This window comes from Agarivorans gilvus, assembly GCF_001420915.1.
Classification (GTDB): domain Bacteria; phylum Pseudomonadota; class Gammaproteobacteria; order Enterobacterales; family Celerinatantimonadaceae; genus Agarivorans; species Agarivorans gilvus.
In genome coordinates this window covers 3402839-3415971 of record NZ_CP013021.1, presented here as the reverse complement: position 1 = coordinate 3415971, position 13133 = coordinate 3402839, and the positions used below count along the sequence as shown (strand labels likewise).

The 13133-nt window shown below is 44.9% G+C and carries 10 protein-coding genes and 3 pseudogenes; 2 read left to right on the top strand and 11 right to left on the bottom strand.

Annotation, left to right across the window (positions count from 1 at the left end):
* The first annotated feature begins 224 nt into the window (after nucleotides 1-224).
* A pseudogene (locus tag AR383_RS21385) lies at nucleotides 225-1142 on the top strand (IS5 family transposase).
* On the opposite strand, the gene AR383_RS16190 reads toward AR383_RS21385, so the two are convergent.
* From AR383_RS16190 to AR383_RS16145, 9 genes and pseudogenes are all read right to left on the bottom strand, one after another.
* Entirely contained in the window at nucleotides 1127-1462 is a 336-nt protein-coding gene (locus AR383_RS16190; protein ID WP_055734064.1) for a hypothetical protein, read from the bottom strand. The pseudogene AR383_RS21385 and the gene AR383_RS16190 sit on opposite strands and share 16 nt — an antisense overlap.
* Nucleotides 1459-2166, bottom strand: coding sequence for a Rossmann-fold NAD(P)-binding domain-containing protein (locus tag AR383_RS16185; protein ID WP_055734063.1), 708 nt, complete (start codon nucleotides 2164-2166; stop codon nucleotides 1459-1461). The genes AR383_RS16190 and AR383_RS16185 overlap by 4 nt, the downstream gene beginning before the upstream one ends.
* Before the next feature lie 101 nt (nucleotides 2167-2267).
* Nucleotides 2268-3185: an IS5 family transposase gene (locus AR383_RS16180; RefSeq protein WP_055734059.1), complete on the bottom strand. Its 918-nt coding sequence runs from the start codon at nucleotides 3183-3185 to the stop codon at nucleotides 2268-2270.
* 147 nt (nucleotides 3186-3332) lie between these two features.
* Nucleotides 3333-3620 (bottom strand): immunity protein Tsi6 family protein, encoded by a 288-nt coding sequence (locus tag AR383_RS16175; RefSeq protein ID WP_055734062.1) that lies wholly within the window; start codon nucleotides 3618-3620, stop codon nucleotides 3333-3335.
* Entirely contained in the window at nucleotides 3621-4394 is a 774-nt protein-coding gene (locus AR383_RS16170; protein WP_188407615.1) for a polymorphic toxin type 46 domain-containing protein, read from the bottom strand.
* Nucleotides 4395-5858: 1464 nt separating this feature from the next.
* Nucleotides 5859-6776, bottom strand: a pseudogene (locus AR383_RS21380) (IS5 family transposase).
* Between the two features lie 202 nt (nucleotides 6777-6978).
* A pseudogene (locus tag AR383_RS21375) lies at nucleotides 6979-7896 on the bottom strand (IS5 family transposase).
* A 114-nt stretch (nucleotides 7897-8010) separates the two neighbouring features.
* Nucleotides 8011-8928, bottom strand: a complete 918-nt coding sequence (locus tag AR383_RS16150; RefSeq protein ID WP_055734059.1) for an IS5 family transposase — start codon at nucleotides 8926-8928, stop codon at nucleotides 8011-8013.
* Between the two features lie 198 nt (nucleotides 8929-9126).
* Nucleotides 9127-10044, bottom strand: coding sequence for an IS5 family transposase (locus tag AR383_RS16145; protein ID WP_055734058.1), 918 nt, complete (start codon nucleotides 10042-10044; stop codon nucleotides 9127-9129).
* Nucleotides 10045-10198: 154 nt separating this feature from the next.
* Here AR383_RS16145 and AR383_RS16140 point away from each other — a divergent pair, with 154 nt between their 5' ends.
* On the top strand, nucleotides 10199-10906 hold the full coding sequence (locus AR383_RS16140; protein WP_157051764.1) for a hypothetical protein: 708 nt from the start codon (nucleotides 10199-10201) through the stop codon (nucleotides 10904-10906).
* 407 nt (nucleotides 10907-11313) lie between these two features.
* Here AR383_RS16140 and AR383_RS16135 read toward each other — a convergent pair whose 3' ends face one another.
* Both AR383_RS16135 and AR383_RS16130 read right to left on the bottom strand, forming a co-directional pair.
* Complete coding sequence (locus AR383_RS16135) at nucleotides 11314-12201, bottom strand: glycosyltransferase family 2 protein (protein ID WP_055734056.1); 888 nt, start codon at nucleotides 12199-12201, stop codon at nucleotides 11314-11316.
* A 19-nt stretch (nucleotides 12202-12220) separates the two neighbouring features.
* Complete coding sequence (locus AR383_RS16130) at nucleotides 12221-13105, bottom strand: glycosyltransferase family protein (RefSeq protein WP_055734055.1); 885 nt, start codon at nucleotides 13103-13105, stop codon at nucleotides 12221-12223.
* Between the last annotated feature and the right edge of the window lie 28 nt (nucleotides 13106-13133).

Sequence of the window (13133 nt, the reverse complement as noted above, 5' to 3'; positions counted from 1 at the left end):
CAATATTGTTAAATTAATCATTAATTTACATGCAATAATAAATAAGGCGGAATATTAAAGAGGCGGGGCTGTAGTGCTGGTTTAGTTTAAAACGCGCCCCCTGCATCAGTCACTCAGGGCAATCAAGCGGGTCGCATTACTAACGGCGTTGTTTCCTAAATCAGATTGAACTAACTCAGCAGTCGCGGATCTGATCAGTATCTATATCTGTCGGGTCACCAAACATGGGTAAAGCGAAAGGCAACATCACCAACTGGAAGCTGTACAACAGTGCACTGAAGCAACGCGGCTCATTGACCTTCTGGATGGATGAGAAAGCCATAGAACTATGGAATAACACTGAGCGCAGTGGTCGTCGAGGGCGCAGCCAAACTTACAGTGACACCGCTATCGCAACTGCGCTGATGATTAAAGGCGTATTTAAGTTACCACTGCGTGCTCTTGAAGGCTTCATCAACTCATTGTTTCGCCTGCTCAAGGTCGACTTAAAATCTCCCGATTACAGTTGTATAAGCAAGCGAGCAAAGACTGTTGAAGTCAACTATCGCCTACCTAGCCAAGGTCAAGCGGCTCACCTCGTTATCGATGCTACAGGTCTTAAGGTGTTTGGCGAAGGAGAGTGGAAGGTGCGTAAACACGGCGCTGAAAAGCGTCGAGTCTGGCGAAAACTGCATATGGCAGTAGATGCCCAGAGCCATCAGATAGTGAGTGCTGAGGTCTCGATGGACTGGGTTCACGATAGTGAAGTGTTACCCACCTTGTTGAGACCGCTGCGGCGCAAAGTGAAAGCAGTAAGCGCTGATGGTGCCTATGACACACGGCAGAGCTATCAAGAAGTACAACGTAAGAAGGCTGTTGCACTAATCCCTCCACGCAAGAATGCAGGTATGTGGGAAGCGGGTCACCCACGGAACGTTGCAGTAAAAGCCTTGAAGCAAGGTGAGTTGGAAAACTGGAAACGGGACAATGCTTACCATCTTCGTTCACTATAGGAGACGGCGATGTATCGTTTCAAACAACTGCTTAGCGACAAGTTGAGTCTACGTTGTTACAACGCCCAAGTCGGTGAAATCATGGCCGGAGTGTGCGCGTTGAACAAAATGAGCAGGCTAGGTATGCCTGCTCGTCAGCTAGCTGAATAAAGAGGAAAACGCCTTGGGGTTCCTGTAATAGTAAGGCAAAGCTCAGAAAATAATACATCCAAATCGTTAGGCAACAGTCCTTCTCTAGTATGGTATCTTAATGGCAACTCATTTACGTCCACAGCTTCTTTGATTCCCCCACTTAAAACTAATTCACATAATGGTAGGACTTGACCTATGACATCATATACATCGTTAGATGGCGTATATGTATGTAAAATATAATTTTTTAATTCTAAAGCTTGCCTATTCGCTTTATTTAGATCTATATCGATGAAACGGCCCGTTCTTTCATTTACTCTTACTTTTTGTACGCTCATGGTAGCTTCCAATTTGTCGACTTAGGATTACTAAATTCACTCCTATCAGTAATCAATGTTTGCATTCCACCGCCTGGCTGTGAATATCCTTTTTGCGTAGTAGGAGCAATTATCGACTCGAATACCTCAACATCTCGCTTAGCTTCTACCTCAAAAACTTCAAACCTATTAGTTTGTTGACTTTCCAATGGAATTCCAATTTTGTCAGTAATTTCATCATACCTTGCCTGTTCAAATGATTTAATCTCAGATTTGGTAGCAAAATATGGGGAATACTCCCCAGGATATTCACCTTCAGGCACTAATTTGTATAACTTATCCCCTTTCTTCAATGCTACAGCTTCTGGCAAGGTACTACCACTTCTTATCAATTCATCAGCCCGACGTATAGCTTGTGCTTTTGATAAGCCAGTGTGTTCGTAAGATTTTACTAGTTTTCTTCCCTGCTCGGACTGCATTGGCGATTGTTGGATACTATGAGTCTTATAAGAAACCCACTCATCAGGCTCAGGTCGACTTCTTTTGTTGCTAAGTAGCGCGCGGCGTTTACCCGCATCAGTAGGCACTTGCGCCCCCGTAGGCTTAGCAATTTGTTGTTCAACTTTTCCGCCGGTACGGCCAGATTTAGTTTTAAATCTGGCTTTTTGTTTTAGTTGCTTAGCAAACTTTTTAAATAAGCCACCAAGCTTGCCTAAATGGCGCACTCGGTTTGCGGCGATGGCACCAATAAAAATCTAAGCCCTAAAGTCGGCCTTGTTGATCAATTCAGTGCAACGAACGCAGTAACCTCAAGGCGTTTTCCTCTTTATTCAGCTAGCTGACGAACAGGCATACCTAGCCTGCTCATTTTGTTCAACGCGCACACTCCGGCCATGATTTCGCCGACTTGGGCGTTGTAACAACGTAGACTCAACTTGTCGCTAAGCAGTTGTTTGAAACGATACATCGCCGTCTCCGATAGTGAACGAAGATGGTAAGCATTGTCCCGTTTCCAGTTTTCCAACTCACCTTGCTTCAAGGCTTTTACTGCAACGTTCCGTGGGTGACCCGCTTCCCACATACCTGCATTCTTGCGTGGAGGGATTAGTGCAACAGCCTTCTTACGTTGTACTTCTTGATAGCTCTGCCGTGTGTCATAGGCACCATCAGCGCTTACTGCTTTCACTTTGCGCCGCAGCGGTCTCAACAAGGTGGGTAACACTTCACTATCGTGAACCCAGTCCATCGAGACCTCAGCACTCACTATCTGATGGCTCTGGGCATCTACTGCCATATGCAGTTTTCGCCAGACTCGACGCTTTTCAGCGCCGTGTTTACGCACCTTCCACTCTCCTTCGCCAAACACCTTAAGACCTGTAGCATCGATAACGAGGTGAGCCGCTTGACCTTGGCTAGGTAGGCGATAGTTGACTTCAACAGTCTTTGCTCGCTTGCTTATACAACTGTAATCGGGAGATTTTAAGTCGACCTTGAGCAGGCGAAACAATGAGTTGATGAAGCCTTCAAGAGCACGCAGTGGTAACTTGAATACGCCTTTAATCATCAGCGCAGTTGCGATAGCGGTGTCACTGTAAGTATGGCTGCGCCCTCGACGACCACTGCGCTCAGTGTTATTCCATAGTTCTATGGCTTTCTCATCCATCCAGAAGGTCAATGAGCCGCGTTGCTTCAGTGCACTGTTGTACAGCTTCCAGTTGGTGATGTTGCCTTTCGCTTTACCCATGTTTGGTGACCCGACAGATATAGATACTGATCAGATCCGCGACTGCTGAGTTAGTTCAATCTGATTTAGGAAACAACGCCCCTAAAGCCCTAAAGCCCTAAAGCCCTAAAGCCCTAAAGCCCTAAGGATTATCCAACACTTCGGCTTTTAACAAAAATCTTCAGGATAAAGATTTGAAGTAACATCCTCTAACAGTCGTTTTAGCTGTAGTTCATCTGGAGAAGCAAAAGCGCGAGATGAAATAATGCCGTAGGTAAATGTTTTTCCGTCTGGAAGGCTTTTTCTGGGATCATGCCCTAAACTTGCCTCACTATTTATAAAGCGCATTTGTTCAATTATTGAGTCATAAATAACTGTATCAATTGTAGATACATTTCTCTTAGAGAATTCATCTAACGCTTTGTTTGCTGCCTCTGAAAGTTTCTTATAATTCACTTAAATACCTTTAGGGTTTATATTAATAATTCGAGATTTCGTATCATCATTTACTAACAACTGAGTCCCTCCCCCGCGGCAATGAACATCAACGCCAGGAGTCGTCCAATTATCAATTACAGGTTTTGCTACAGATTTTAAGCCAGTGCTTTCAACTACTTTAAATTTCTTCACTGTTCTGCCTTCACCACTAATACCTAAAGAGTCTGGTACCTGGTTAGAGTTTGGGTCAAACCAATTTCCCGGATAACCATGAGACTTAACATGCTGAGTCATACTTTCTGGAGGAGGAAAGCTTATAACTTCAACTGGCTGAGTAAAATCAATTCCTCCGTCTTTGCTTCCATCAGGAGCACCTAGAGCGTCGTGAATCTGCTCTTTAGTAAAGCCATTGTTTTCCAAATATTCTCTTGCGACTTTTTCTCTAGCAGCTATTTGCTTTGGAGAATCGCCATAGCTAAGGGCTAGTTTCGCGAAATCATCTGGCAACAAAAGAGTGGTATCACTCAATTCTTTTCTATCGCTAACTGTATCTAAAGTAACTCGCCTACTTTGATTGACAAAACCTCCACGACCTAAAGCATCCTTAGGGGTGCCAGCTTTAGATTTTGGTGACGTTATGTCATCTGGAACGGTGGCAACAGGTAAGCCTCCTTCCATATTGCCAGGAGGTGGCGTTGCGAAACTTTCGCCTTTAAATACTTTGACTTCACCACTGGCTATACCATTACTGAGCCAAGCAATTTTTTGTTGCTCGCTTTTGTACTTAGCCATGTAGTCACCCGATAGATCGAAGTAAAGCTTGTTTACATCAAAACGGTGCCCCCACATGCTGTTGTGGTTGAGTAATAGCGATTGCGCCCGATAGCTATCGATGTGGCGGTTAACTGCTTCACCTAGCATTGCTGAGTGACTAAGATGCTTTGGTAACAAAATATAAGACTGGCCAAACTCGTCTACTAAGCGTGTTTGCTTAAACCTAGAGTACTCTGTGGGGCCTGAGTGAGCTTGCATCATCTTTCCTTATACCCCGCTCGCTGTGATTGCCTTAAACATATGCTTCCTTGCTGCTCGAACAATGGGATATTAACTATAGAGTCAATAAGTTGGCGATGCTACCAACCTAATAATAACTTCGCCAACAATATTGTTAAATTAATCATTAATTTACATGCAATAATAAATAAGGCGGAATATTAAAGAGGCGGGGCTGTAGTACTGGTTTAGTTTAAAACACGCCCCCTGCATCAGTCACTCAGGGTAATCAAGCGGGTCGCATTACTAACTCCATAGAGGATATCACTAACCAATAGCATGCTAATAATAAATCACTCTAGGCATAACGATAAAAATAAAACAACTAAAACCCATGAGCCACCCAATAAGATTAGAACCACATAATTTAAGAAACAATATCAGTGCGTTACTTTTATATTATTATTTTTCACATATATTTCAGAGTAAACACAACCTATACAAGTTCCCACTGATATAGAAAACGCTAAAATAAAACAAACTGCTGGCATATGTGAGTATTGAGACAAACTTTGCCCCCATAGTTTATACGTTACAGCTAACGTATAAACAAGAATTGCCAACTTATTAAGCAGAAAAAAAATAGGAATCTCGAAAACCCAAACTGACTCCTTGCCTTTGAACACCGACAAAGAAAAATTCGCATATATTATCGAAAGAAGTATAGCGGTACCTAGCGCCACCAAAGCATATACTACGGTTCTTTCGCTAGTTACCAATGAATAAAACATATACAATGTATATCCAATTCCTACAACCCACCCAACAAGCAACGGAAGTATAACTAGTCCCATAACCCCTCCTTAAAATTAATAAAACATTGCCACGTATCATTAACTTTTACATCTTCAGCAAAACCACTAAAAATATAAATATCATTTAATTACACAACAACCTATCAGCAAGCGAAAAAAATGTAAATACCCTACAAGCATCAAGCCCTCCAACTAGACCAACATCATAAACAAAAATTATAAACATTCATAAAATTAAGCATCAAACATACGTCAATTTAAATTCGTTAAAATTGTAGCGGTAAAGTTAATACAACCTAAACCCTCACCCAAAGCTCTCCATCAAAAAAAAGGCAATAAATATAAAGGGCCTTGTTGATCAATTCAGTGCAACGAACGCAGTAACCTCAAGAGGCCTTGTTGATCAATTCAGAGCCAAGAATGCAGTAACCCCAAGGCGTTTTCCTCTTTATTCAGCTAGCTGACGAGCAGGCATACCTAGCCTGCTCATTTTGTTCAACGCGCACACTCCGGCCATGATTTCACCGACTTGGGCGTTGTAACAACGTAGACTCAACTTGTCGCTAAGCAGTTGTTTGAAACGATACATCGCCGTCTCCTATAGTGAACGAAGATGGTAAGCATTGTCCCGTTTCCAGTTTTCCAACTCACCTTGCTTCAAGGCTTTTACTGCAACGTTCCGTGGGTGACCCGCTTCCCACATACCTGCATTCTTGCGTGGAGGGATTAGTGCAACAGCCTTCTTACGTTGTACTTCTTGATAGCTCTGCCGTGTGTCATAGGCACCATCAGCGCTTACTGCTTTCACTTTGCGCCGCAGCGGTCTCAACAAGGTGGGTAACACTTCACTATCGTGAACCCAGTCCATCGAGACCTCAGCACTCACTATCTGATGGCTCTGGGCATCTACTGCCATATGCAGTTTTCGCCAGACTCGACGCTTTTCAGCGCCGTGTTTACGCACCTTCCACTCTCCTTCGCCAAACACCTTAAGACCTGTAGCATAGATAACGAGGTGAGCCGCTTGACCTTGGCTAGGTAGGCGATAGTTGACTTCAACAGTCTTTGCTCGCTTGCTTATACAACTGTAATCGGGAGATTTTAAGTCGACCTTGAGCAGGCGAAACAATGAGTTGATGAAGCCTTCAAGAGCACGCAGTGGTAACTTGAATACGCCTTTAATCATCAGCGCAGTTGCGATAGCGGTGTCACTGTAAGTTTGGCTGCGCCCTCGACGACCACTGCGCTCAGTGTTATTCCATAGTTCTATGGCTTTCTCATCCATCCAGAAGGTCAATGAGCCGCGTTGCTTCAGTGCACTGTTGTACAGCTTCCAGTTGGTGATGTTGCCTTTCGCTTTACCCATGTTTGGTGACCCGACAGATATAGATACTGATCAGATCCGCGACTGCTGAGTTAGTTCAATCTGATTTAGGAAACAACGCCAATATAAAGTCCTAAATGACACAATTCGCTGTACAGGCCTTGTTGATCAATTCAGTGCAACGAACGGGCCTTGTTGATCAATTCAGTGCAACGAACGCAGTAACCTCAAGGCGTTTTCCTCTTTATTCAGCTAGCTGACGAGCAGGCATACCTAGCCTGCTCATTTTGTTCAACGCGCACACTCCGGCCATGATTTCGCCGACTTGGGCGTTGTAACAACGTAGACTCAACTTGTCGCTAAGCAGTTGTTTGAAACGATACATCGCCGTCTCCTATAGTGAACGAAGATGGTAAGCATTGTCCCGTTTCCAGTTTTCCAACTCACCTTGCTTCAAGGCTTTTACTGCAACGTTCCGTGGGTGACCCGCTTCCCACATACCTGCATTCTTGCGTGGAGGGATTAGTGCAACAGCCTTCTTACGTTGTACTTCTTGATAGCTCTGCCGTGTGTCATAGGCACCATCAGCGCTTACTGCTTTCACTTTGCGCCGCAGCGGTCTCAACAAGGTGGGTAACACTTCACTATCGTGAACCCAGTCCATCGAGACCTCAGCACTCACTATCTGATGGCTCTGGGCATCTACTGCCATATGCAGTTTTCGCCAGACTCGACGCTTTTCAGCGCCGTGTTTACGCACCTTCCACTCTCCTTCGCCAAACACCTTAAGACCTGTAGCATCGATAACGAGGTGAGCCGCTTGACCTTGGCTAGGTAGGCGATAGTTGACTTCAACAGTCTTTGCTCGCTTGCTTATACAACTGTAATCGGGAGATTTTAAGTCGACCTTGAGCAGGCGAAACAATGAGTTGATGAAGCCTTCAAGAGCACGCAGTGGTAACTTGAATACGCCTTTAATCATCAGCGCAGTTGCAATAGCGGTGTCACTGTAAGTTTGGCTGCGCCCTCGACGACCACTGCGCTCAGTGTTATTCCATAGTTCTATGGCTTTCTCATCCATCCAGAAGGTCAATGAGCCGCGTTGCTTCAGTGCACTGTTGTACAGCTTCCAGTTGGTGATGTTGCCTTTCGCTTTACCCATGTTTGGTGACCCGACAGATATAGATACTGATCAGATCCGCGACTGCTGAGTTAGTTCAATCTGATTTAGGAAACAACGCCCAACGAACGCAGTAACCTCAAGGCGTTTTCCTCTTTATTCAGCTAGCTGACGAACAGGCATACCTAGCCTGCTCATTTTGTTCAACGCGCACACTCCGGCCATGATTTCGCCGACTTGGGCGTTGTAACAACGTAGACTCAACTTGTCGCTAAGCAGTTGTTTGAAACGATACATCGCCGTCTCCGATAGTGAACGAAGATGGTAAGCATTGTCCCGTTTCCAGTTTTCCAACTCACCTTGCTTCAAGGCTTTTACTGCAACGTTCCGTGGGTGACCCGCTTCCCACATACCTGCATTCTTGCGTGGAGGGATTAGTGCAACAGCCTTCTTACGTTGTACTTCTTGATAGCTCTGCCGTGTGTCATAGGCACCATCAGCGCTTACTGCTTTCACTTTGCGCCGCAGCGGTCTCAACAAGGTGGGTAACACTTCACTATCGTGAACCCAGTCCATCGAGACCTCAGCACTCACTATCTGATGGCTCTGGGCATCTACTGCCATATGCAGTTTTCGCCAGACTCGACGCTTTTCAGCGCCGTGTTTACGCACCTTCCACTCTCCTTCGCCAAACACCTTAAGACCTGTAGCATCGATAACGAGGTGAGCCGCTTGACCTTGGCTAGGTAGGCGATAGTTGACTTCAACAGTCTTTGCTCGCTTGCTTATACAACTGTAATCGGGAGATTTTAAGTCGACCTTGAGCAGGCGAAACAATGAGTTGATGAAGCCTTCAAGAGCACGCAGTGGTAACTTGAATACGCCTTTAATCATCAGCGCAGTTGCGATAGCGGTGTCACTGTAAGTATGGCTGCGCCCTCGACGACCACTGCGCTCAGTGTTATTCCATAGTTCTATGGCTTTCTCATCCATCCAGAAGGTCAATGAGCCGCGTTGCTTCAGTGCACTGTTGTACAGCTTCCAGTTGGTGATGTTGCCTTTCGCTTTACCCATGTTTGGTGACCCGACAGATATAGATACAGATCAGATCCGCGACTGCTGAGTTAGTTCAATCTGATTTAGGAAACAACGCCTAACCAAACAAATAAAAACTTTGAGCTGTTCATCGTCTGTAATCAAGGTTCAGAGTTTAATCGGCCTTGTTGATCAATTCAGAGCCAAGAATGCAGTAACCCCAAGGCGCTTTCCTCTTTATTCAGCTAGCTGACGAGCAGGCATACCTAGCCTGCTCATTTTGTTCAACGCGCACACTCCGGCCATGATTTCGCCGACTTGGGCGTTGTAACAACGTAGACTCAACTTGTCGCTAAGCAGTTGTTTGAAACGATACATCGCCGTCTCCGATAGTGAACGAAGATGGTAAGCATTGTCCCGTTTCCAGTTTTCCAACTCACCTTGCTTCAAGGCTTTTACTACAACGTTCCGTGGGTGATCCGCTTCCCACATACCTGCATTCTTGCGTGGAGGGATTAGTGCAACAGCCTTCTTACGTTGTACTTCTTGATAGCTCTGCCGTGTGTCATAGGCACCATCAGCGCTTACTGCTTTCACTTTGCGCCGCAGCGGTCTCAACAAGGTGGGTAACACTTCACTATCGTGAACCCAGTCCATCGAGACCTCAGCACTCACTATCTGATGGCTCTGGGCATCTACTGCCATATGCAGTTTTCGCCAGACTCGACGCTTTTCAGCGCCGTGTTTACGCACCTTCCACTCTCCTTCGCCAAACACCTTAAGACCTGTAGCATCGATAACGAGGTGAGCCGCTTGACCTTGGCTAGGTAGGCGATAGTTGACTTCAACAGTCTTTGCTCGCTTGCTTATACAACTGTAATCGGGAGATTTTAAGTCGACCTTGAGCAGGCGAAACAATGAGTTGATGAAGCCTTCAAGAGCGCGCAGTGGTAACTTGAATACGCCTTTAATCATCAGCGCAGTTGCGATAGCGGTGTCACTGTAAGTTTGGCTGCGCCCTCGACGACCACTACGCTCAGTGTTATTCCATAGTTCTATGGCTTTCTCATCCATCCAGAAGGTCAATGAGCCGCGTTGCTTCAGTGCACTGTTGTACAGCTTCCAGTTGGTGATGTTGCCTTTCGCTTTACCCATGTTTGGTGACCCGACAGATATAGATACAGATCAGATCCGCGACTGCTGAGTTAGTTCAATCTGATTTAGGAAACAACGCCAGTTTAATCTCGACACCTATGATATTAAAACCAACATGATCTATGTTGACTTTCCACCAACCGAGCAAATCGTAGTGGTAGATGAACAAAGCCAGCAGGATAAATGGAATGCCGTTCGTAAAGACAAGGGAACAAAATACCTAGCTGGCTTAAACGCCGCCCTTAAGAACAAGCCTGAATTCATTATGTTTGTTGATGGTGATGACTATTTACATAAAGGGCTAGTAGAGCACATTACTCAAAACAATCAGACTTATGATGGTTTCATCATCGATAAAGGTTTTGGTTACAAATTAGGTAGTAACATTGCCTACGAAATCGAACCATTCAACCTTTCCTGTGGCACTTGTAACATCTACCGTGCGGAACTCTTTACTCCTTATTTAGAACAAGCCATATTTACAAATCAGCAAACGATCCTAAATAGTGTTGATGATTTTATGACCTACAAAATACTTGGCAGCCACAAGCATGCCAATGAGCTATTTCAGTGCTCACATGCTAAGTTCCAATACGTTCCGTTTGCGGCCGCAATGTATATCATCGATAACGGGGAGAATGACAGCGGAATCAATCAAGTCACCTTCAAGGCCAGAACCTTAAATGCCTCAATCATTGAAGACTTTGCCTTACAGACTCGACCTAGCCTGCTTTTAAAAAGGTACCAAGAATTATTCCGCTATCGTTTCAAAGCAAGTATTAAAAAGAATAGAAACACATTATTGATTCGTAACTTAGTAAACATAAAACAAAAATTAACTAACCAAGATCTCAGACAATAACTGAAACATTCATAGGACAGTGCAGGAGAGCAAGTCAAGAGCAGAAAGTGGCAAGCTCTTATGGACAAAAAACAAGCTATACCACCAGCTATTAGCAGCAGACGAGGGGAAAAGTGTCAGCTCTCGACCCTTTTAAAAATGGGTATTTCATTCAGTATCAGAAACCACTAATACGGCCAAATGATGAATTTCTAGGGCAGCGTAGTCGATTCAGGTATCCACCAAGTTAGCTATAAGGCAAAGGCGCTAAGCCAAGAAATTTGTAACAACTTCGGCTTAACGACTCAGCCCGGACAGTTCCTAGCTGTGGAGCTAGCACTATTACAGCATCGCATAAAAGCAACGATTAAAAACCATAGAGACTCATCCCTCATTCGCAGCTTAGTTAAGTTAAAAAACAGACTTCACTAGCCTCTGCGCGCTAACATCTTTATTACAGCTTTCAGCATCAACCAAGCGGTCTGGCCACAACAACGAAGCCGCAAAGAACAAAACAGTACTTTAAACGCCTCACCAGCTTGCTGATTCCACAGCAAGTCTTTGCCCCAATCGAGGTAAATTTTCGCCTTTACTTGCTTGGCTAAAACTCGCCAATGCGGCTCTGTGGCTTGCTGTCGCTGTAAAAAACGCTCCACGACCGTTAGGTTATCTTGATAGGATGACAACAGGCTTCCTAAACTGCCCTCTATATCGGCTTTCCATACCAAGCTAGTTTGTAGCAAACCAATCGGCCCCTGCTCAGCTATACGCAAATACAAATCAATATCTTCTGCCGTCTTCAAACCCTCATCAAAATAGCCAACCCGATTTAGCACTTCACGTCTCACCATGAATGAGGAGGTGACTAAATAAGGATGTAAAAACACCTGCTGCAGATCTTTAGTGACGAGCTTAGCAAGTGGCTCTGGTTGTTGAATCTGAGTTTCTTCATCCGCTTTATAAGAGGTTTCGGTATAACAAGCCACCCAATTGGGTTTAGCTCGTAGCGCGGCTACCTGCTGTTCCAACTTACTCGGGCGCCATAAGTCATCGGCATCAAGAAAGGCCACAAACTCACCCTTGGCCGCCTGAATGCCAGTGTTTCTTGCTTTTGAAGCTCCCGCATTGGGTTGAGTAATCACCTGCAAACGCCCAGCATACGAGGCCAAACATTCAACGGTATTATCACTTGAGCCATCGTTCACCACGATAATTTCGTAATCTTCGAAACTTTGAGCAAGTACTGAATCAATCGCCTTATGGATGAAACTGGCAGAATTATAAGCGGGAATAATTACACTGACCGTCACTGTCATCTTTTGACCTGTCTCTAAGCTAGTTATGAAGTTGCTCTAGGCTTTGATTAAGCCGAGTAAGCAAGTGGTTTTGCTGCTGCTCTTGACTCAACTCGCCTTGAACTTGGCGAGCTATATCTGTCAAGCTTCTACACACTTGCGCGCGACGTTTGCCACCAGAATTACGCGGCTTAGGCGGATACCAATGTTTACCCAAACCAAGACTCTGTAACTGTCGTTTAAGCTCATCTTTAGCGCCAGCGACCAGCCCTGAAGCATGGTGAAAATAACTCGGCAATTGCAATGGTTGATATGTCATATTGACGGTGGATAACCAGTCTTGCCATTTATGGCGATTGACATGCTCCCCTAGAACTAATGCTTTCCACGGCAAACGCAAAGCATCGGCTACAATCGCCCCGTGCATGGCTTCAGTGAGCAATAAACGGCATTGCGCCATCTCTGCAAACACCCGTTCCACAGACCATTCAGGAGAGATAAAACGCAAACCGCAAGCCTGTGCAATATTTTGCCAATCGGCACTACGGCAACTAAGATAATGCGGCATAAAGCCCACATCACCACTCTCTAGGTGTTGCGGTTCCATCACATTACGCAGCAATAAGGCGGAGTCTGTCACCGCCAACTGAGGGTCAAGGTTTAAGGCTTGCGCACTGTAAGGGCCTCTTAAGGCATGAATTTTCCATTTATCGGTGACCTGTGGCAGATGCCCATAACCGACGCCAGAACCCACAATATGTAATATTTTATCTTCAGGTAAACGATGATTAAGTAAGGTGCCAATCCCCACCAACAACTCGCTTGCATCGTCATCAATTAACTGAGGTAATAATTTTGGCCACAACCAAGGGTTAAGGTCATCACCAAAATTACCAACCTCATCTTTATAATAAAATAATTGCATCGTCTGTTTCGTTCATCCTTGTAATCTG

Excerpts from the sequence above, each read along its gene's own strand:
- AR383_RS16190 (WP_055734064.1), bottom strand. The coding sequence starts at position 1,462 with ATGAGCGTACAAAAAGTAAGAGTAAATGAAAGAACGGGCCGTTTCATC.
- AR383_RS16180 (WP_055734059.1), bottom strand. The coding sequence starts at position 3,185 with ATGGGTAAAGCGAAAGGCAACATCACCAACTGGAAGCTGTACAACAGT.
- AR383_RS16170 (WP_188407615.1), bottom strand. The coding sequence starts at position 4,394 with ATGGCTAAGTACAAAAGCGAGCAACAAAAAATTGCTTGGCTCAGTAAT.
- AR383_RS16150 (WP_055734059.1), bottom strand. The coding sequence starts at position 8,928 with ATGGGTAAAGCGAAAGGCAACATCACCAACTGGAAGCTGTACAACAGT.
- AR383_RS16145 (WP_055734058.1), bottom strand. The coding sequence starts at position 10,044 with ATGGGTAAAGCGAAAGGCAACATCACCAACTGGAAGCTGTACAACAGT.
- AR383_RS16135 (WP_055734056.1), bottom strand. The coding sequence starts at position 12,201 with ATGACAGTGACGGTCAGTGTAATTATTCCCGCTTATAATTCTGCCAGT.
- AR383_RS16130 (WP_055734055.1), bottom strand. The coding sequence starts at position 13,105 with ATGCAATTATTTTATTATAAAGATGAGGTTGGTAATTTTGGTGATGAC.